Raw genomic sequence first — 19,168 nt, 5'->3', positions numbered from 1 at the left:
ACGATGTCAAGTGAATCTATGGGAGGCATACACATGTTCGTCGATTGGCCGCTCGATCGGCTGCGGACTTATCGGCCCGACCGGGATGAACCGGCCGACTTCCGTGAGTTCTGGCGCCGAACGGTCGCGGAGGCCCGGGCTCAGGCGTTCCCGGCGCGGTTCGCGCCGTACGACAGCGGATTGGTCACGGTGGACGTGTCCGACGTGACGTTCGCCGGCTTCGGGGGCCATCCGGTCCGCGGCTGGTTTCTGACTCCGCGCGGCATCGGGGACGCGCTGCCCTGCGTCGTCGAGTTCATCGGGTACGGCGGCGGCCGCAGCCTCCCGCACCACTGGCTGTCCTGGAGTGCGGCCGGCTATGCCCACCTGGTCATGGACACGCGGGGTCAGGGCAGCAACGGGTCGTTGGCGGGCGACACGCCGGATCCCGCGCCGGCCGGGGGGCCGGCCACCGCCGGGTTCTTGACCCGCGGCATCACCGACCGGGACACGTACTTCTACCGGCGCGTGTTCACCGACGCGGTTCGGGCCGTCGAGACGGTCCGCGCGCATCCCCGTGTCGACCCGGATCGGGTGGTGGTGTGCGGCGGCAGCCAGGGTGGTGGTATCGCCCTGGCGGCGGCGGGTCTGGTCGACGGGTTGGCGGCCGTCGTCGCCGACGTGCCCTTCCTTTGCCACTACCGCCGGGCCACCGAGATCACCGGCGCGGCGCCGTATGCGGAACTGACCACCTACTGCGCCACCCACCGCAGCAAGGTAGAGGACGTCTTCGCGACGCTGCGCTACTTCGACGGGGTCAACTTCGCCGCCCATGCCGCGGCGCCGGCCCTGTTCTCCGTGGGGCTCATGGACGCGACCTGCCCGCCTTCGACGGTGTTCGCGGCATACAACCACTACGCCGGGTCCAAGGACATCCGGGTATGGCCGTACAACGGGCACGAGGGCGGCGGGGACCTCCAGAAGGCCGACCAGATCCGGTTCGTGGCCAAGGCCCTGGCCGGTTGACGAGGGGGTCCGGGCCCCGCGCCGAGGCCCGTGCGGCGGGCCGCCGTGCGTACGCTACCCACATTGCGGATGGCCATTGCACAAGATGGTCGCCGGAGCTACAGTCCTCGACAACTCATTGACATTCCCGAAACCTGACCTTCTTCTTCATCGGCCGACCGGTTGCCGGCCGCAGACCGAACTAGGAGCAGAGCATGAACAACGTGGACTTGTCCCGTCGGTCGCTACTGCGATTGGTGGGTGCGGGAGCGGCGGCGACCGCGGTGGGCGGCCTGACCTCCGCCTGCAACCTCATCGGCGGCAGCGAGAAATCCAGCGGCGACAAGGCGACGATCAAGGTCGCCCTCACCCCGGACCCCTCCGGCGCCTCGCAGTTCTACCGGCAACAGTTCGACCTGTTCGAGCAGAAGAACCCGGGCATCAAGATCGAGATCATCGAAAACCCGTCCTTGCAGCAGCTCAACGCCGTCGAGCTGATGTTCCAGCAGGGCAACCCGCCGGACGTGTTCCGCGCACAGGACAACGGCTTCGACCGGATGTTCGAGCGCGGGTGGACGGCGTCGCTGGACCAGTACGTCACCGACGAGTTCACCTCCCGCTTCCCGGCCGGCTCGCTCGACCCGGCCACCTCCGGCCTGCACCGCGACGGCAAGCTCTACACCCTGCCCCTGGTGTGGGGGAAATGGTCGTCGGTCCGGATGCTGCTGGTCAACAACGCGATCCTGAAGCAGCACGGGATAGCCGCCGTGCCGAAGACGTGGGAGGAGCTGGAGCAGTCCGCCACAAAGATCACGCAGGCCGGCGGCGGCAAGGTGTTCGGGTTCGCCGCTATGTGGAACCAGGGCGACGTGATCAAGATGTTCCAGCCCACCGCTGGGGCGTGGTCGATCGCCGAGTTGGGGGTGGACCTGCGCACCGGCAAGGCGGCCGTGACCGATCCATCGCTCGGCCGGGCAGTTGAACTGCTGCGGCGGCTGCACGCGGGCAAGGTGATGATGCCCGGCTGGGAGACCTGGACGGACACCGCCCGCATCTACACGGCGTTCGCCAAGGAGCAACTCGCCATGTACCCGGCGTCTCCGTTCCAGGTCAACGAGGTCCGCAAGCTGAACGCGAAGATCGACATGTCGATCGTGCCGATCCCGGTGCCGGCCAGTGGCCGGACCGGATACTCCGGTCAGCGGAGCAACTTCAGCCCCCTGTGGTCCATGTCCGCCCAGTCGAAACACCCCGACCAGGCGTGGAAGGTGATGGACTTCCTAGCGTCGAAGGATTTCCACCTCGCCTACTACGAGAAGTTCGGCACGCTCACCGCCCTGGAGAGCGCCTGGCAGGACAAGGCCGCCGCCAACCCGGACCAGCAGGCGATCATCGACGTGGCCGCCGAGGCCCTCCGCCGCGGGCCCAACCCGATCCTGGCCAGCGCCGGCGGCAAGGAGCTGTGGAACGCCATCACCGGCAAGCAGGACCTCAAGTGGGCAGACACCGCCCAGCAATCGATCCTGCGCAACCAGCCCTTCGCCGGGCCGGCCACGCAGCTCAACGCCAAGCTCGACGCGTTCATCGACGAGCAGATCAAGGCGCTGTCCGGGAAGGGGATCACGGCCTCCCGCGTCGATCTCACCTTCCCAACCTGGAACCCACTCGAGCCGTACACCCCGGGCCAGAAGTGACCAGCACGCCTACCCTCGTCCCGGGCGGCGCGGCCGAGCCGGCCGCGCCACCCCGGCGCGTCGCGGCCGCTCGGCGGCGACGGCCGGGACGGCTGCGTCGGTACGCCTGGCACTACGTATTCCTCGCCCCGATGCTGCTGCTGTTCGTGGCGTTCACGCTGTGGCCGATGGTCGCCAGCTGGTGGTACTCGTTCTTCGACTGGGACGGCGTGGGGCCGGCGACAGATTGGGTCGGCTTCAGCAACTTCGCCGAGGTGCTGCAGAGCCGGCCGTTCTGGCACGCGTTCGGCAACTCGTTCCTGTTCTCCCTCGTCGCGATCTGCGTCGAGATGCCGCTGGCCCTGCTCGCCGCGATCCTGCTCAACAGCAGGCGGCTGCGCGGGCGCAACCTCTACCGGCTCCTGCTCTTCCTGCCCGTGGTCACCACCACCGCCGTGATCGGCATTGTCTTCGCGATCATGCTCGACCCCGCCGGCGGTTTCGTCAACGACCTGCTGACCTCCGTCGGGCTCGTCGACTCGCCGATCACCTTCCTCTCCGAGTCCTACGCCCTGCCCACGGTGATGGCCGTCGACGTGTGGAAGGGTTTCGGAATCACGCTGGTCTACTGGCTGGCCGCGCTGCAGACGGTTCCCGATGACCTGTACGAGGCGGCGAAGATCGACGGGGCGAACGGGCGGCAGACGCTGCGGCATGTCACGCTGCCGGTCATCGCCCCGATCGGCGTGGTGATTCTGCTGCTCACCTTCCAGAAGAGCATGAACCCCTTCGACCTGGTGCAAGCGATGACCGAGGGCGGACCCAACCACGCCACCGACGTGGTCGCCACCTACATCTACCGGTACGCCTTCGATCCCTACCTCAATGCGCCACGGTACGGCTTCGCCTGTGCGGCCGGGGTGGTCTTCGGGGTCATCACCCTGGTGATGACGGCGCTGCAGGGGCCGCTGCTGCGCCGGCAGTACCTGAAGGGGAGCCGCTGATGCGCCGCCTGAACCCATGGCACCTGCTGCTGGTCCCGCTCTGTCTAGTGTGGATCTACCCGTTCGTCTGGATGGTCTCCACGGCGTTCAAGTCCGAGCGGGAGGTCTTCCTCGGCGGGCTGTCCGTGCTGCCCGACGAGTGGACGTTCGACAACTTCGTCCGGGCCTGGGACACCGCCCACTTCGGAGCGTACCTGTCCAACACCGTGGTCTTCTCGGTCACCACGGTGATCATCGTCCTACTGGTCTCCGCGACGGCCGGGTACGCGCTCGGCCGGGGCAACCTGCCCGGCAAGAAGGTCATCGTCGGGCTGCTCATCACCACGATGTTCATCCCGCACGGCTACACGATCATTCCGATCTTCAAGCTGGTCGACGGCCTGGGGCTCAACACCGGTCTGCTCGGTGCGGTGCTGGCCACCGCGGGCCCGGCGCACGTCGTGCCGATCCTGCTGTTCATGGGATACTTCGCCGGCATGCCGCAGGAACTGGAGGACGCGGCCCGCATCGACGGCGCGAGCTACCCTCGCATCTTCTTCCGGATCATGCTGCCCCTGGCCAAGCCGGTCGTCGGCACCGTCGCGCTGTTCAACTTCATGGCCGCGTGGAACGCATTCTTCATCCCCCTGGTGTTCACCCTCGGCCGGCCGGAACTGCGCACGCTCGGCGTGGGCATGTACAGCTTTTTCGGCCAGGAGGCCACCGACTGGGGTGGGCTGGCGGCGGCCGCGACGATCAGCCTGCTGCCGATCATCGCCATCTTCCTGTTCCTGCAGCGCACCTTCGTCGAGGGAATCGCCGGTGCGGTCAAGTCCTGAGACGTTCGCCGCCCGACCGGTCTCCACCGGGCGCTACGAACTCGGCGAGGGGCCCCGGCTGGACCCACGTACCGGCGAACTGCTGTGGGTGGACATCCGAGCCGGCCAGCTGCTGCGCGGGCGGCTCGCCGGCCACCGGATCGAGGTGTTGGCCGCGTACAGCATCGGGGCGGCAGCCGGGTCTGCGGCACCGGTCGCGGCGTCCGGCGGCGGCTGGGTGGTGGCAGCCGGGCGGGGCTTCCGGCACGTCTCGGCCGCCGGCGCGGTGCGGACCCTGGCCGACGGGGTCGCGGCGCCCGGCACGGTGATGAACGACGGCATCGCCGACCCGTACGGCAGGTTCCTGGCCGGCAGCCAGGTCACGGGCGACGCCCCGCCGTGGACCGGGGGACTCTACCGGCTGGAGCCGGACGGCTCGGTGGCGACCGTGCTCACCGGCGTTGGCTGCGCCAACGGGCTCGGGTTCGACCCGACGGGCGAGACCATGTACCACGTAGACAGCCGTCGCCAGCGGCTTACCGCCTACCGGTACGACCCCGCAGCCGGTACGGCCACCGAGGAACGTGTCCTCGCCGAGTTCACCGACGCCACGCCCGACGGGTTGTGCGTCGACGCCGAGGGCTGCCTGTGGATCGCAATGTGGGACGGCTGGAGCGTGCACCGCTTCGCCCCGGACGGCACGCCGCTCGCGCGGGTGGACCTGCCGGTGCCGCGACCCACCGCCACCTGCCTGATCGAGGGCGTTCTCGTCATCACCTCGGCCTGGATCGGGCTGGACGATGCGGCCCGGCGGGCGGCGCCGGACAGCGGCCGGATCTTCGCCGCCGAGGTCGGCGTCAGCGCGGCCCCGGCACACACCTGGGACGGAGACCATGAAGATCACTAACGTGGAACCGCTGTTCGTGCCCGACGGCGCCAACGTCATGCTCCTCGTGCTGGTCAGCACCGACTCCGGCGAGTACGGCGTCGGCGAGGTCGGCATGCGGGCTCGCTGGCGCACCGTGCGCGGCGCGGTCGACGACCTCGCCGAACTGCTCGTCGGCGCGGACCCGAGCCGGATCGAGCACCTGTGGCAGGTGCTGTTCCGCTCAGGATTCTTCCCCACGACCGGCGTCCTGTGTTCCGTGCTGGCCGCCATCGACGTGGCGCTCTGGGACCTCCGCGGCAAGACCCTCGGCGTCCCGCTGTACCAGCTGCTCGGTGGCGCCTCCCGCGACCACGTCGAGTGCTACGTGCACGTGACGAGCCGCGATCCCGAGGCGATGGTGGCGGAGTGCGAGCGGCACGTCGAGGCCGGGTGGCGGTACCTGCGCGTCCCGGCGAACAGCCCGGGAGCCGACGGCGATTACGACCAGCGAGCCGCGCTGCGCCACACCGTCGCGGTAATGCAGCGGCTGCGGTCCGCGCTCGGTCACGACGTGGAGTTGCTGCTCGACGTGCACACCCGCTTCAACCCCGCCGAGGCAGTCACCCTGTGCCGGGAGCTGGAGCCGCTGCGCCCGTACTTCGTCGAGGACCCGCTGCGCAGCGAGCACCTCGACGGCTACCGGATGCTGCGCCAGCGGACGACGGTCCCGCTGGCGGCAGGGGAGCAACTGGGCACGAAGTGGGAGTTCCGGCCGCTGATCGAGGGCGAACTCATCGACCACGCCCGGGTGGACGTGGCCAACACCGGCTTGACCGAGGCCCGCAAGATCGCGGCCATGGCCGAGGTCCACCACATCAACCTGGCCACCCACAGCCCGCTCGGCCCGGTCACCGCCGCGGCATCGGCGCACCTGAACCTCGCCCTGCCCAACGTCTCCGTACAGGAGCAGCCCCGGCCGGCGTTCCCACCGTCGGAGGTGTTCACCGCCCTACCTCGGCTGGCGGCCGGGCGGATCACCCCGGCCGAGCGACCCGGACTCGGCGTCGAGCTCGACCTCGCCGCCGCACGGCGGGCGCTGCCACGCGGCCCGGCGCCGTTGCCGCAACTGCAGCGGCCCGACGGCTCCTTCACGAATTGGTGACCCGGATGCGCGTCCTGATCACCGGGGCAGCCGGCGGGGTCAGCCGGCTGCTGGTGCCACAACTCGCCGAGCACCACCGGCTCCGACTGACCGATGTCCGTCCGCCCCCTTATCCCATCGATGGGACCGAGACCGCGGAGGCGGAGGTGCTGCTCGGTGACCTCGCCGATCCCGCAGTGGCGGCGCGGCTGTGCGACGACGTCGACGCGATCGTGCACCTGGCCGGCAACCCCCGACCAGGCGACGGCTGGGATCTGCTGCGCGGACCCAACGTCGATGCCGTGACGACGATTTTCGATGGCGCCAGCCAGGCCGGTGTAGCCCGGATCGTCCTCGCCAGCTCCGTACACGCGATGGGCGGCCACTACTGGCGCGCCGACGAACCTGGTGGCCCTCCGGTACAAGACGACCAGGCGCCGCACCCGTGCTGCCGCTACGGCGCGACGAAGGTGTTCGCCGAGGCCGCCGCACGGGTCTACGCCGACGCGTACCCGCTGTCCGTGGTCTGCCTGCGGCTGGGGGGCTGCCTGCCGGCACCCCCGCACCGCGGCTGGCTGGACACCTGGCTCGGCGTGACCGACCTCGGCCAGGCGGTGCGACGCGCGCTACAGGCCGACATCCGTTTCGGGACGTACACCATCACGTCGGCGAACCCGCGCCAGGTGTTCGACCTCAGCGCGGCTCGGAACGACCTGGGCTATGCGCCCACGGAGACTTCGGTCGCCTGCGCCGACGGCTTGCCGGACGGCCCGTCGACGATGTGTCGGCCCCAGATGCGAGATCGCCGATGACGGGCACAGCCGGCGCGGTGCGACCGGTGGGGTACGACGTGGTCTGTGTCGGCGAGTCGATGGCCCTGCTGACCCCCGATCTACCCCGCCCACTGCGCGCGGGCGGCGCCATGCGGCTGGACGTGGCCGGAGCGGAGTCGAACGTCGCGATGAATCTGGCCGGATTGGGACTGCGGCTGGCCTGGTGCAGCCGGGTCGGCGCGGATCCGCTGGGAGAACTGGTCACCACACGGATCGGTGCCGCCGGAGTGGACGTGAGTCTGGTCGAGGTGGACCCGACGGCCTCGACTGGTGTCTTCTTCAAGGACCCCGGCCCGCACGGCACGAACGTGCACTACTACCGACGCGGCTCGGCTGCCGCGGCGATGGACCGTATGCCGCTCAGCGGGCCCTCTTCGTCGCCCGCTTGCGGGGTGGCGTCAACAAGTCGGCGATCGTTGTGATCGCGGACGGCACGAGGCGGTAGTATGCCCAGACGCCGCGCTTCTCGCGCTTGAGCAGGCCGGCCTCGGTGAGGGTCCGAAGGTGATGACTCACGGTCGGCTGGGAGAGCTTCAGCGGCGCCGTGAGGTCACTCACGGACGCCTCGCCCTCCGGAGCGGACTGGATCAGACTGAGCAGCCGCAGTCGGGCAGGATCGGCGACTGCCTTCAGCACTCCCGCGAGGCGCTCCGCATCGGCGCGCTTAATCGGCTCGCCAGCAAGTGGCGAGATAGCAGGCATAGCAGTTTTTGTGGTTCCCACGCCTTCCATTGTTCCAGCAACGCCATCGATAAACCGGTCGAACGGGACCAGTACTCCGATGGCGGTCGCGAGGCCGGCTGCGAGGGAAGCAGGGGCTGGGTCGGTTCACGCCGCCATGCTGGCCTGCGGTACCGATAGCCCGTCGCCGTCCAGCACTGGCTCGTTGCGGGGATGTGACTGGCGCGATCATGAACCGTACAGGCGACGGCCCACCAAGGCGACGGCGCGGCGGCACCGGTTTCGCAAGGGTCACATCGAGCCGCGACCACGGGGCTGCACCTGCCGGTGGGCGATCTGCTCTCGGCCCTGCTGACCGAGGCGATCGGCGCCGGACACGGGCAGCGGGACTGGGCCTCGCCCGCCGAGCGCATCCTCCGAGAGGCGATTGTGCAGGGGAGCCGGTTGGCGTCAGGCGGGCCATGCCGGTGCCTCGTGTCCACGGTGGTTCGGCCCCGTCCGTCGTCCGTGTGGTCCAGGTCGATCTTCCCTCGCGCGAGTGATCCGGTCCCCTCCCGAGGGGATGCGTGGGGCTCGGCATGGCTGCGATCTTGAAACAGCAACGCTCGGCATCGCCCGCTGGCACACGGGGGTGCGCATGGCCATCCGCAACGATCAGCGTTTGGACAAGGAGATTTCCCTATGACCGCTCGCACCGTCCTGAGGAAGCTGCATGGCCGGACGGCGGTGGGCGTGCTCCGCTGGGCCATGCTGGCCGCATACGCCGCCGCCCTGACCACGCTGCCGTCCACCATCTGGCGGATCACGGCCTTCGTCTTCGAGGCTCCGCTCGTGAAGCGCATGGACGCCCCGCCGCTCGGCCATGGTTCGGTCCTGTTCGAAGGGGTCTGGTACATCATCACGCTCAGCCTGGTCAGCGAGGTGCTGGCATTCCTCGCCCTCGGGTTGGTGTGTGAGTGGGGCGAGGTGTGGCCGAGGTGGATCCCGGGCCTGCGCGGTCGCCGGGTACCGACCCTTGCCGCCGTCATCCCCGCCAGCCTCGGTGCGATCGCCCTGCTGATCTTCCCGTACGCGCTGGCCATGATGGCCTCTGGCCGGATGGTCAACGGCAGCCCGGACACGCCGATCACCGAGGGCTGGCAGAGCGTCGCGTTCTGGATCGCCTACCTGCCGCTGGCCGCCTGGGGACCGCTGCTCGGCATCTTGACCGTTCACTACCGCCAGCGCCGCCGAGCTGCCCAGTCCGCCGCCGCTGGGTCTCGAGGGGCCGAGGTCGCCCTGGCCGGATGACATGCCCATCCGAAGAAGGCTCACAGCTTGCTCGGTCATCTATCCGAATCACAATGCCCATGATTCGTGGCAGCGGGCTGACGTCGTCCGTACATCGGCGGGTGCTGCTGGCCGCCTGGGCCTGGTGATCGGGCCTGGACGGCGTGTCCGGGCCCGATCCACCAGGCCATCAAGCCTTAACTCATCCTCCTCCGACCGTGACTGTCGCGATCATGCCGAACCACTGCCCGCTGCTGTAGCCGGCGTGGAGCCTGCAGATGACCGTCCAGGTCCCTTCCCGATCGAAGGTGTACGAGACCGGCGGACCTCCCGGCGGTACGGGCCCGTTGGTGACCTGGAAGATGTCGCCGCCGTTCGGGTCCGGATTGCCGCCGGGCGGCACGAGCCAGACGTCGTGCGGGAACCGCGCATCCGCCTCGTTGAAGTGCCAGGTGATGGTGCCGCCGCGGGCAATCTTGCAGTTGTCGGGACTCCACTGCGTGCCCGTGGCGTTGATGTCGCACGTCGTGGGGAGCGTCCCGCCGCTGTCACGCACCGTGAAGGTGGTGCTCTGCGGGTTGGAGGCGTTCCCGAGGCGATCGGTGGCTCGATAGTCGACTGTGTACTTCCCCGCGTCCTTGAACGGTACCGGCGCGTTGTAGGCGGTCCACGCGCCGCCGTTGACGCGGTACTCGACCTTGTCCACGCCGGCACAGCCGACATCGTTGGCGGTGAGGCTCAGCGTGGCCGAGTCGATATAGGTGTTCTGCTGGTCGGGATCGGCCTGGCCCTGAATCTGGTGCGAGACCGTCGGTGCATCGGTTTCCTTGCACTGGTCGGCCTCGGGCGTGAACTCGATCTTGATCAGCTGCATCTTCATTTCGGGGTTGATCTGGTTGCGGCAACAGCCGAAGGTCCAGCGCCCCATGTAGAGTGCGCCGTCGGGCCCGAACCTGGTCGGGATCACGAAGCTGTTGTTCGGCGTGCCGAAGTGGTTGACCGGCAGCCAGTCGTTGACCCGGAGCATCTGGTTGTTGTCCTGCCGCAGGCGGACCTCCTTCCAGAACCCGTTGTCGGTGCCACGGTTAGTGATCAGCCAGGAGCCGTCGTAGTAGGCCGGGAAGGCGCCGGGACCGCGGGTGTCCTTGTATCGGTAGACCGGGCCGGTGACCGGCTGCATCCCCCCTGCGCCCAGGTCGCCGAAGTCCTTCGGATCCTGGCTTCCCGGGTTGCCGGGGTACTTGCGCCAGACCGTCGCTGGTTTCGCGGGACCTGGGATCGCATCGAGGCCTTGGAATGTGGGTTGCGAATTAGTACCGCCCGGCGGCGCCCAGTTCAGGTCGGACGGAAGCTTGTCGAGCGAGCAGTCGTACTGCTGACCGGTCGAGGAGTTGGCCTCGTAGTTCCAGCGCCAGGTGGTGTTGATCTTCGAGTTGTCGCCGACGCAGAACGGCCAGCCGTAGAAACCGGGCCCGTCGACCTTGTTCCACTCGCAGACGCCGGCCGGGGCGCGGTCGGGCTGGTCCACCGAGTTGTCGTGGCAGAACTCGCCGACGACGACCGAACCCGGGTTGGCGGGGTCGGTGTGCACCGTGAACGGCTGCCGGAAGCCCATGCCGTAGATCTCCGGTCGGGTGTTCGGGGTTCCCGGCGCGAACATGTTGCCCTTCGGGACCGTATAGGTCTTGCCCAGGCCGGGATCGGGTGCGCGCCCTGGGGTCTGCGGCGGGCCCTCGCGCGGTTTGATGCGCAGGATCTTGCCGCGCAGGTCGGCGGTGTTGGCCGCCGTCTTGCGCGCGTCCCAGCGCTCCGAGGCGCGATGGTCCATCGGCGTGTAGCGGTTGTGGCCGGGCGCGTTCGGGGAAACGTCGTCGCCGACGCCGACGTAGAGGTTGCCTTCGGAATCGAACACCAGGCTCGCGCCGCCGACATGGCCGGGGCCGTTGTCGGTGGGGCCACCCGGGAAGCCCGAGGGTTTGCCGGAGATCTTCGCCTTGGGCACGCGCAAGATCTGCCGCTCCATGTATGGATGTGCCGGGTCCAGGTGCTTCGGCCCGCCTGGTGCCGGCTCGAAGGCGGTGCCGGTCTTGTTCAGCGTGAAGCGGCTGACCAGGTTGTAGCCGACCGTCTGCTGGTTGCCCGTGGTCGGCCAGTCGCCGGGGTTGCGCGGGGAATAGTAGACGTAGATGTTGTTCTTGTCCGGCTTCGACAGGTCGAAGCCGGGCTGCAGGCTCATTCCCAGCACGCCGTCCTCGGAGTTGCCGTGGTCGGCGCGGGTCGGGATCGTCGCGACCGTGGTCGAGTTGTTCGGTGGGCCCTTCGGGTCGTGCATCTTCACGTAGCCCTCGGACTCGTACCCCTGCTTGGGGCCGATCTCGGTCCAGTAGACCTTGCCGTCCGGCGCCACGTCGAGAGCCATCGGGCCGTTCACATTGTCGACCAGGGTCGTGCGGGTGAAGTTCGACCACACGGTGCCGGAGCAGTCGGTCTTCTTCCCCTCGCCGGCGACCCAGCGCACCCCTCCGACGATCTGCTTGATCAGCGGGTTGTCGCCGCCGTTCTCGGTGTAACGCACGCCGAAGTGGCCCTGCGAGGTCAGCCAGGTCCGCCCATCGTTGTAGGGCCGCGGGGTGCCGGTGCCGTCCTTGACGCTGCCGCCGTCGTAGAGCTTGCACCACGTCGTGGGGTGGTCCTGGCCCATTGAGTAGGTGCCGGTGTTGTAGGTGCGCTCGTCGAAGGTCGCGAGCACGTGGTGGTCGCCCCGGACGTTGCGAGCGAAGTTGTAATGCTCGTCGGCGATCTTGTAGGTGTCGGGTAGGTCTTTGGTGGAGAGGTGGTTGTGGTCGGCAACCTGGACGGTTGCGGCGTTGCCGGTCGCCGACCCGCTCGAGTGGCCGCGCATCGTCGTGCCGACGACGCTGTCCGGCCCGCCGTCCCACCAGTCCCACGCGGACACGCCGGCGCCGGCGTCAGTCATGTTGTGCACGGCCGCGATCCCGCCGCTGCGCTGGGTGAAGCGGATCAACGCGTCGCGCTGGGCATGGTCGAGGAGCGGTCCGGGCCGCCCGCCGCCGGCCCACGACCACGACGCGTTCAGGAACAGGATCGCGTCGTATCGGGCCAGGTTCCCGTCCGTGAAGATCCGGGGGTTCTTGTCCGGGTTGTCGCAGTTGTTCGGGCCGCCACCGTTGTTGTCGCAGTTCTCCCAGTCGACGTCGTAGCCTGCGGCCGTGAGAGCAGCCTGCACCACTGGGCGCCCGTTGTTGATTCCATCGGTGTGCCGGTACCCGGTCGTGCCGGTGTAGATGAGGATCCTCTTGCCCTCCTCCTGGGCAGGAGCCGCAGGGAGGGCGCTGCTAGCTTGCCTGGTGCTTGTCGATGGGCCAGCAGCCGTCGGGTGGGTGCTACTCGGAGCCTGTCGGGTGCTCTTCGCTTGGACAGCGGTCGCCGGGGCGAGCATCTGAGCCCCAAGGGCGACCGCGATCAGGGCGATTCCAGGACGCTTCAGACTCCGCGCAGACGGCGCGGCGTTCCACATGCCACTCACTTCCTCTCCCAATGCGGCGGCTACCAGCCCCGCGGTCGGAGCGACGTGGTGCGACCGCCTGAAGGTTAAGACGTAGCATGTTCCCCTTTTGGCGGATCGTCAAGAACTTCCGGTTGTGAGCGGCAAAAGCTTGCTCGCTAAGAACATTGCTTTTGTTGATCGGAGGCCTTAGTTGTCTTGAACGAGACGGTTCGCTCCGCTAGCGTCCCTGCTATGGGTGGGCAGAGGGTTAACAGGCGGCTTCTCAGCGTCGCTGCGGCCACCGTTGCGATCGCCGTCGGAGCACTGTCTCTAGCGGGATGTAGCGACGATTCCGAGGGGGCGACGGGGCCGGAGCGCGACCTGACAGCGCTTCAATGCCCGATGGTGGAGACGGGACAGAACAGCGGCGTCAGCCAGTACCGGCCCGCGAAGAATGCCTTCGACACGGCAGCGCTGCTCGGGATGCAGCTCGCTGAGGCCCGCGAGAAGGCGGCCCGCCACGACTGCGAGATCGTCGTTGCGCGCGAGGACGACAAGAGCCAGCCCGTGCCGATAGAGGTCGACCCGACGAGGATCTATGTCTACATCGCGCAAGGCGCCGTCAGCCACATAGAGGGGGTCGGTGGCGGACTCTAGGGCAGCGACCCGATGCGCACTCTCACCAGGGCTTCCGCAGTCGCCACCGGTCGGCGGTCACGGTGGGTCGTAATCGCGGTGTGGCTTGCGCTCGCGATGCTCGCGGTGCCGCTACACGCCAAGCTCAGCGAACGGGCCGCCGACGAGAGCCAGACATTCCTCGTCCGAGGGTCCGAGTCGGCGGAGGCCAAGCGGATCATCAACGAGCAGTTCCGGCGCGGCAGCGAGACAGCGGCGGTAATCGCCTACTTCCGCGAGGGTGGGATCACAGCGGACGACGGGCAGCGCGCCGACGCCGACGCCCGCGCGCTGTGCCGGTCCGGCGCGATCCCGAAGTTGACGATGGTCGCCACCCCGTACCAGCGCGCATGCGGCAAGACCGATCCGCTCGACATGAGCCCGAGCGGCTCGCTACTCACCTCACCCGACAACAGCGTCATCTTGAGCACAGTCCTGATGACCGACGGCTCGACGCCCGCCAGCGAGCAGGCCGTCGCGGCAATCCGCGAGGTCGTCCCGCCGGCCACCGGCGACGAGAGCGGATTGCGGGCCTTCGTCACCGGCCGAGCCGGCTTTGAGGCCGACCGAAGTGCTGCACTCAAAGGAATCAACGGGACCCTCTTGGCGGTCACCGTCGTCATACTGCTGCTCCTGCTACTCGCGACCTACCGCTCCCCGCTGATTGCTCTGGTACCGCTGGCCGTCGTCGCCGTCGCCTATCTCGTCGCCGCCGGCCTTGCCTACGCTCTCGTCGCCGCCGGCCTCACCGAGGTCAGCGGCCAGACGACCGCGATCCTGATCGTGCTGATGTTCGGTGCCGGCACCGACTACTGTCTGCTGATCGTGGCGCGGTTTCGCGACGAACTGCGACGGGCGCGGGACGTTGAGGAGGCGATGGTCGCCGCCGCCCAGCGCACCGGCCCGGCGATTCTCTCCGCCGGAGCGATCGTCGTCGGCGCGATGCTGGTCCTCGCCCTTGCCGACTTCAACGCCACGCGCGAGATGGGCCCGATCCTCGCCCTCGGCGTCGCGATCATGGTCGGTGCCGGTCTGACGCTCCTGCCCGCGATGCTCACCGCCCTCGGACGACGGGCATTCTGGCCCGCGATTCCCCGCCGCGAGCCCGAGGCCGCACCCGCAGTCACGTTATGGGGGCGCGTCGCGAGCCTTGTTCACGCACGCCCCGCAGTGATCGCCGCGGCGGTCACCGCTCTCCTCGCCGCGGGCGCCCTGGCCACCATCGGCGGGCGTCCGGCGCTCGACTTCGCCGCGTCCTTCCGCGAGGCGCCGGACTCGGTCCGCGGTCAACAGGTGATCCGCAACCACTTCACACCCGGCCGGGCGGCGCCGCTTCGCATCGTCGTAGCCGACGAGGCAAGCGGGAAGGTCCAGAGCGCTCTCACCGAAGGCACACACTCACCCATCGCCGACATGCACGCGGTGGCCAGGTCGGTCGAGGCGGACAGCGGCCTCCTCGATGCGGCGGCGCAAGGCCAGCGAAGGCCCGCGACAAACTTGGTCATCTTCGACGCAGACCTGCGGATGGATCCGTTCTCAGAGCGGGCCACCGACGCCGTCCCAGTGCTGCGCGAGATCGCTGACCGCGCGGCCGACGGCCGGACCGTCCTGATCGGCGGGACCGTGGCCGAGAACTACGATGCCCGCCAGGCACTCAGGCGTGACACCAGGCTGATCGTCCCGGTCGGCCTTGCCCTGATCCTCCTCGTCCTCACTCTGCTCCTGCGCGCGGTGGTGATGCCGCTCTACGTGATCGCGACCGTGATCCTCTCCTTCGGCTTCGCCCTCGGCGTCAGTTCCCTTATCTTCACCCACATCCTCGGCCAGCCGGCCTCAGACCCAAACCTGCCGTTGTACACGTTCATCTTCATCGTCGCCCTGGGCGTCGACTACAACGTGTTTCTCCTCAGCCGGATCAGCGAACAGCGTCGGCAGCACGAAACCCGCCGCGCAGTGAGGGAGGCCCTTGAGCGAACCGGCGGCGTGATCACCTCCGCTGGCCTCGTGCTGGCCGCCACCTTCGCGACCTTGATGGCGGTTCCGATGGAGGCGCTGTTTCAGATCGGCTTCGTGATCACCCTGGGCCTGCTCGCCGACACGTTCCTCGTCCGGGCCCTGCTCGTCCCCGCTCTCGCGGTGCTGCTCGGCGAGCGAAACTGGTGGCCATCCAGGCAGACCGCTACCCCGGGCTGACGTCGCCGGCCGCTGCTTCCCGGTCTTCATCTCGCTCCACGGCGTTCCCCAATGCGGTCATGGCGCACACACCCGTGCACGTCGACCCGCAAGCCAAGCTGGCCAAGGAGTTGACCGCTCGAGCACGAACGCGGCCCGGATCGCGGGCGCGAAGCTCCAGGGTTTGAACACGTCGCCGACTGACGGCTTCGTCGACCTTGTCACGATCACCGACACCTTCGAGGTTCTGTTCAATCATCCACACAGGACCGAGCGCCTCGGCTACGGCTTACCTTTAGTTGGTGAACTGGCGGCCCGCCGGGGGCGACGTTGTGGCCCGTGTGCCTTATGCCTGGATGGTCGGCTTCCCCTCCTCGTTGCCGGGCCCGCGGCGGCCGCTTGGCGGTCGCCGCGGGCGACATCTTTCCTGTGGTGTCAGGCGATTTTGCGGTGGTAGGCCCGCATGGCGAAGGCGTAGGCGACGATGAGGATGCCGGCGCACCAGCCGAGGGCGATCCAGATGTCGTTGCCGACCGGCTGCTGCTCGAACATCGCCCTGATGGTGTTGACGATGGAGGTGACCGGTTGGTGTTCGGCGAAGGCCTTCACCGGCCCGGGCATGGTGTCGGTGGGGACGAACGCCGAGCTGATGAACGGTAGGAAGACAAGAGGGTAGGAGAAGGCGGACGCTCCGTCTGGCGAGGACGCCGCCAGGCCGGCGATCATCGCGACCCACGTTAGCGCGAGGGTGAACAGCGCTAGGATTCCGACGACGGCGAGCCAGGCCAGCACACCGGCCGAGGTGCGAAAGCCCATGATGAGCCCGACCCCGATGATGACCACGACGGAGATGGCGTTGGACACCATCGAGGTCAGCACGTGTCCCCAAAGGACGGACGACCGTGCGATCGGCATCGAGTGGAACCGTTCGAATATGCCGCTCTGCATGTCGTTGAACAGCCGGAAGCCGGTGTAGGAGATGCCGCTGGCGATGGCGATGAGCAGGATGCCGGGCATCAGGTAGTTGGTGTAGTTGTCGGTGCCGGCCTGGATGGCGCCGCCGAATACGTAGCGGAACAGCAGCATGAACGCGATCGGCATGATCGTGACGGTGATGATGGTGTCCATGCTGCGGGTGACGTGGCGGATGGACCGTCCGAGCATGACGTTGGTGTTGCTGACGACATGTGAGCTCATCGCTGTATCTCCTTGGTGCCGACGATCGACAGGAAGATCTCCTCCAGGGTGGGCTGGCGTTCCACGAGTTCCGCTTTCGCGGGCGGCAGCAGCTGGCGTAGGTCCGCCAGGGTGCCCGACACGATGATCGTGCCTTGGTGCAGGATCGCGATCCGGTCGGCCAGCTTCTCCGCTTCTTCCAGGTACTGGGTGGTCAGAAGGACCGTCGTGCCCTTGCCGGCAAGGCTCTTGATCTCCTTCCATACTTCGATGCGGGCTTCCGGGTCGAGGCCGGTGGTCGGCTCGTCGAGGAAGATGACTGGCGGGTCGCCGATGAGGCTCATGGCGATGTCCAGGCGCCGGCGCATGCCGCCGGAGTAGGTCGCCACCCGGCGCCCGCCCGCGTCGGTGAGGCCGAATCGTTCGAGCAGGCCGTCGGCGACCTGGCCGGGGTTCTTCACCTGTCGCAACTTGGCGACCATGATCAGGTTTTCGCGGCCGGTGAGGATCTGGTCGACTGCGGCGAACTGCCCGGTCAGGCTGATCGATTCCCGGATCTTTTCGGGCTGGGAAACGGCGTCGAATCCGTTGACGCTTGCGCTGCCGCCGTCGGGTTTGAGTAGCGTGGACAGGATGCGCACGACGGTGGTCTTGCCGGCGCCGTTGGAGCCGAGCAGTGCGAAGATGCTGCCGCTGGCCACGGCGAAGTCCACGCCCTTGAGGACCTCGAGCTTGCCGTAGGACTTGTGCAATCCCATAACCTGGATCGCGAGGGGTGGGGTTTGCATATGGTGAAGTCTCCTTATTCGACGGTCACGTTGGCCGGTTCGACGCCGAAGCCCTTGAGCGCGGCGAAGGTGAGCTTGTCCATGCGCGCCCCGTCGAAGTTCACGGTGCGTAGGGCCTTGTAGTACCTCTTGCTCCAGCCGCCGCGGAAGGAGCAGTCGCGCAGGATCGCCCCGCGCATCGACAGGCCCTCAAGCCCTGCCCGGTCGAACTTCACACCGGTGAAGGCCGCCCCGTCGAAGTTGAGGCCGCGCAGATCGGACGCGGAGAAGTCCACGCCGGTGAACGTGCAGCGTTCGAAGACGGTCTTCCGCAGGTCGGTCTTGCGGAACGCGACGTCGGTGAGCGCGGCGTCGGCGAACCGGACGCCGTTGAGCCCGGACATGCTGAAGTCGGTACGGACCAGCATTGCGCGGCGAAAGCTGGCGTTCGACAGGTCGGACGTCGTGAAGTTCGCGTCGGTCAGGTTGGCACCGTCGAAGTTGACGTCTCTCATGTCGCTGCTCTTGAACTTGCTGCCGGTGAGGTCGGCGTTGGAGAAGTCGGAGCCGCGCAGCGCGCTCGCTCCGAACCTTCCCTGTCGCGCCGCGACGCCGGCGAAGTCGCTGCCCTCCAGGGCGCTCGCGTCGAATCGCGTGACCACCTGCCGCTCGAGAACCCGCGAGAGATTCGACACCTCCCGCACCGTCTCCTCGATGTCGCCGATGCTGTCGACGGTCAGCTCGAACGCCGCCGCCTCGTCTTTGCCCTCGGCGAGCAGCTCGCGATATCGCTCCTGCAGATCGGCGAGCAGGTCCGTCTTCAGCTCGCCGACGCTTTTGGTGCCCTCGTAAGGGGCGAAGACGCCGTCCACGTACTCGTTGAGTCTGTCGTTCATTGGTGTTCGTCCCCTTTACAGCAGCGTGTCCAGTACGCGCTTGGCGTAGTCCCAGGTGGTCTTGTTGTGCGCGTAGGTCGCGCGGCCCTTGTCGGTGATCCGGAAGTATTTGCGCCGTCCGCCCTGAGACTCGTCGCCCCAGTACCAGGTGATGTCGCCCTCGGCCTCCAAGCGCCGGACGCTGGAGTACATAGTGGCTTCCTTGAGTTCGTATTCGCCCTGCGAGCGTTCGGCGATCAGCTTGACGATCTCGTAGCCGTAGCGGTCGGACTCCATCAGCAGCCGCAAGATCATCGTGTCGGTGTTCCCGCGTAGCAGATCGGATGTGATCTTGTTGGTGCTCATACCTCACCTCCCGGGTTACACCGTAGGTCGGGGTACTGTGACTGTCAAGGTAGTTGGTGGATCGCGGTATGTCGGCGACCGAGGCACTGCCTCGACGCCAGCTCCGCCGCAACCGCCGCGGAAGAGGACACCGAAATGAACCAGCCGCTTGGCCATGACGACTGTCAAGCCCCGGGTTTGATGGAGAGTTGGTTAGCTGGTTTTCAGGGGTGCGGTGACCGGGTGGGTCATCGCGTGTAGTGCCTCGTGTTCGGCGGGTGGGACGTGGCCGAGTTCGCCGTGTAGGTGAGGTCGGCTCGGGGCGCCCTGCCTACGTTTCCGTTGGTGGGTTTCCCCGAGCCGCCTCCCGAACCCGGCGTGCCCCTTGCAGGGCACCGGG

At 67.9% G+C, this 19,168-nt stretch carries 17 protein-coding genes; 11 read left to right on the top strand and 6 right to left on the bottom strand.

From position 1 onward, the window contains the following. The first annotated feature begins 33 nt into the window (after window positions 1–33). From ACFYM6_RS28655 to ACFYM6_RS28620, 8 genes are all read left to right on the top strand, one after another. The gene (locus ACFYM6_RS28655; RefSeq protein ID WP_387280493.1) at window positions 34–1,005 is read left to right on the top strand and encodes an acetylxylan esterase; all 972 of its coding nucleotides are present in this window, start codon (window positions 34–36) and stop codon (window positions 1,003–1,005) included. A 194-nt stretch (window positions 1,006–1,199) separates the two neighbouring features. Next, window positions 1,200–2,678 (top strand): ABC transporter substrate-binding protein, encoded by a 1,479-nt coding sequence (locus ACFYM6_RS28650; protein WP_387280491.1) that lies wholly within the window; start codon window positions 1,200–1,202, stop codon window positions 2,676–2,678. Further along, on the top strand, window positions 2,675–3,661 hold the full coding sequence (locus ACFYM6_RS28645; RefSeq protein WP_387280489.1) for a carbohydrate ABC transporter permease: 987 nt from the start codon (window positions 2,675–2,677) through the stop codon (window positions 3,659–3,661). Before ACFYM6_RS28650 ends, ACFYM6_RS28645 begins: the two co-directional genes overlap by 4 nt. Further along, entirely contained in the window at window positions 3,661–4,479 is an 819-nt protein-coding gene (locus ACFYM6_RS28640; RefSeq protein WP_387280487.1) for a carbohydrate ABC transporter permease, read from the top strand. Before ACFYM6_RS28645 ends, ACFYM6_RS28640 begins: the two co-directional genes overlap by 1 nt. Continuing rightward, window positions 4,463–5,365 carry an SMP-30/gluconolactonase/LRE family protein gene (locus ACFYM6_RS28635; protein ID WP_387280486.1) on the top strand — a complete coding sequence of 301 codons (903 nt, stop codon included), beginning with the start codon at window positions 4,463–4,465 and terminating at the stop codon, window positions 5,363–5,365. Before ACFYM6_RS28640 ends, ACFYM6_RS28635 begins: the two co-directional genes overlap by 17 nt. Next, complete coding sequence (locus ACFYM6_RS28630; RefSeq protein WP_387280484.1) at window positions 5,352–6,488, top strand: mandelate racemase/muconate lactonizing enzyme family protein; 1,137 nt, start codon at window positions 5,352–5,354, stop codon at window positions 6,486–6,488. The genes ACFYM6_RS28635 and ACFYM6_RS28630 overlap by 14 nt, the downstream gene beginning before the upstream one ends. A 5-nt stretch (window positions 6,489–6,493) precedes the next feature. Next, complete coding sequence (locus tag ACFYM6_RS28625; protein WP_387280482.1) at window positions 6,494–7,279, top strand: NAD-dependent epimerase/dehydratase family protein; 786 nt, start codon at window positions 6,494–6,496, stop codon at window positions 7,277–7,279. A 26-nt stretch (window positions 7,280–7,305) separates the two neighbouring features. Next, entirely contained in the window at window positions 7,306–7,722 is a 417-nt protein-coding gene (locus ACFYM6_RS28620; protein ID WP_387280480.1) for a PfkB family carbohydrate kinase, read from the top strand. Here the strand turns inward: ACFYM6_RS28620 and ACFYM6_RS28615 are convergent. After that, window positions 7,661–8,032 (bottom strand): ArsR/SmtB family transcription factor, encoded by a 372-nt coding sequence (locus ACFYM6_RS28615; protein WP_387280478.1) that lies wholly within the window; start codon window positions 8,030–8,032, stop codon window positions 7,661–7,663. The genes ACFYM6_RS28620 and ACFYM6_RS28615 overlap by 62 nt on opposite strands. Before the next feature lie 630 nt (window positions 8,033–8,662). Between ACFYM6_RS28615 and ACFYM6_RS28610 the strand changes: the two genes are divergently transcribed. Beyond that, window positions 8,663–9,271, top strand: a complete 609-nt coding sequence (locus ACFYM6_RS28610) for a hypothetical protein (RefSeq protein ID WP_387280476.1) — start codon at window positions 8,663–8,665, stop codon at window positions 9,269–9,271. Between the two features lie 181 nt (window positions 9,272–9,452). Here ACFYM6_RS28610 and ACFYM6_RS28605 read toward each other — a convergent pair whose 3' ends face one another. Then, window positions 9,453–12,710 carry a ThuA domain-containing protein gene (locus tag ACFYM6_RS28605; protein ID WP_387280474.1) on the bottom strand — a complete coding sequence of 1,086 codons (3,258 nt, stop codon included), beginning with the start codon at window positions 12,708–12,710 and terminating at the stop codon, window positions 9,453–9,455. 300 nt (window positions 12,711–13,010) lie between these two features. Between ACFYM6_RS28605 and ACFYM6_RS28600 the strand changes: the two genes are divergently transcribed. Then, the gene (locus tag ACFYM6_RS28600) at window positions 13,011–13,415 is read left to right on the top strand and encodes a hypothetical protein (RefSeq protein WP_387280472.1); all 405 of its coding nucleotides are present in this window, start codon (window positions 13,011–13,013) and stop codon (window positions 13,413–13,415) included. 78 nt (window positions 13,416–13,493) lie between these two features. Continuing rightward, window positions 13,494–15,626, top strand: coding sequence for an MMPL family transporter (locus tag ACFYM6_RS28595; RefSeq protein ID WP_387280470.1), 2,133 nt, complete (start codon window positions 13,494–13,496; stop codon window positions 15,624–15,626). 414 nt (window positions 15,627–16,040) lie between these two features. On the opposite strand, the gene ACFYM6_RS28590 is transcribed toward ACFYM6_RS28595, so the two are convergent. The 4 genes from ACFYM6_RS28590 to ACFYM6_RS28575 are packed head-to-tail and all read right to left on the bottom strand — an operon-like array spanning window position 16,041 to window position 18,789. Further along, complete coding sequence (locus tag ACFYM6_RS28590) at window positions 16,041–16,802, bottom strand: ABC transporter permease (protein ID WP_387280468.1); 762 nt, start codon at window positions 16,800–16,802, stop codon at window positions 16,041–16,043. Next, window positions 16,799–17,569: an ABC transporter ATP-binding protein gene (locus tag ACFYM6_RS28585; protein WP_387280466.1), complete on the bottom strand. Its 771-nt coding sequence runs from the start codon at window positions 17,567–17,569 to the stop codon at window positions 16,799–16,801. The genes ACFYM6_RS28590 and ACFYM6_RS28585 overlap by 4 nt, the downstream gene beginning before the upstream one ends. 14 nt (window positions 17,570–17,583) lie before the next feature. Continuing rightward, window positions 17,584–18,444, bottom strand: a complete 861-nt coding sequence (locus ACFYM6_RS28580; protein WP_387280464.1) for a pentapeptide repeat-containing protein — start codon at window positions 18,442–18,444, stop codon at window positions 17,584–17,586. Between the two features lie 15 nt (window positions 18,445–18,459). Next, window positions 18,460–18,789 carry a PadR family transcriptional regulator gene (locus ACFYM6_RS28575; RefSeq protein ID WP_387280462.1) on the bottom strand — a complete coding sequence of 110 codons (330 nt, stop codon included), beginning with the start codon at window positions 18,787–18,789 and terminating at the stop codon, window positions 18,460–18,462. Between the last annotated feature and the right edge of the window lie 379 nt (window positions 18,790–19,168).

This window comes from Micromonospora sp. NPDC006431 (assembly GCF_042870725.1).
GTDB lineage: Bacteria > Actinomycetota > Actinomycetes > Mycobacteriales > Micromonosporaceae > Micromonospora.
This window is presented reverse-complemented; position numbering and strand designations above follow the sequence as displayed.

Coding starts and splice junctions, on each gene's coding strand:
- ACFYM6_RS28580 (WP_387280464.1), bottom strand. CDS start 18,444: ATGAACGACAGACTCAACGAGTACGTGGACGGCGTCTTCGCCCCTTAC.
- ACFYM6_RS28610 (WP_387280476.1), top strand. CDS start 8,663: ATGACCGCTCGCACCGTCCTGAGGAAGCTGCATGGCCGGACGGCGGTG.
- ACFYM6_RS28590 (WP_387280468.1), bottom strand. CDS start 16,802: ATGAGCTCACATGTCGTCAGCAACACCAACGTCATGCTCGGACGGTCC.
- ACFYM6_RS28625 (WP_387280482.1), top strand. CDS start 6,494: ATGCGCGTCCTGATCACCGGGGCAGCCGGCGGGGTCAGCCGGCTGCTG.
- ACFYM6_RS28630 (WP_387280484.1), top strand. CDS start 5,352: ATGAAGATCACTAACGTGGAACCGCTGTTCGTGCCCGACGGCGCCAAC.
- ACFYM6_RS28650 (WP_387280491.1), top strand. CDS start 1,200: ATGAACAACGTGGACTTGTCCCGTCGGTCGCTACTGCGATTGGTGGGT.
- ACFYM6_RS28600 (WP_387280472.1), top strand. CDS start 13,011: ATGGGTGGGCAGAGGGTTAACAGGCGGCTTCTCAGCGTCGCTGCGGCC.
- ACFYM6_RS28615 (WP_387280478.1), bottom strand. CDS start 8,032: ATGGAAGGCGTGGGAACCACAAAAACTGCTATGCCTGCTATCTCGCCA.
- ACFYM6_RS28605 (WP_387280474.1), bottom strand. CDS start 12,710: ATGCTCGCCCCGGCGACCGCTGTCCAAGCGAAGAGCACCCGACAGGCT.
- ACFYM6_RS28585 (WP_387280466.1), bottom strand. CDS start 17,569: ATGCAAACCCCACCCCTCGCGATCCAGGTTATGGGATTGCACAAGTCC.
- ACFYM6_RS28640 (WP_387280487.1), top strand. CDS start 3,661: ATGCGCCGCCTGAACCCATGGCACCTGCTGCTGGTCCCGCTCTGTCTA.
- ACFYM6_RS28575 (WP_387280462.1), bottom strand. CDS start 18,789: ATGAGCACCAACAAGATCACATCCGATCTGCTACGCGGGAACACCGAC.
- ACFYM6_RS28655 (WP_387280493.1), top strand. CDS start 34: ATGTTCGTCGATTGGCCGCTCGATCGGCTGCGGACTTATCGGCCCGAC.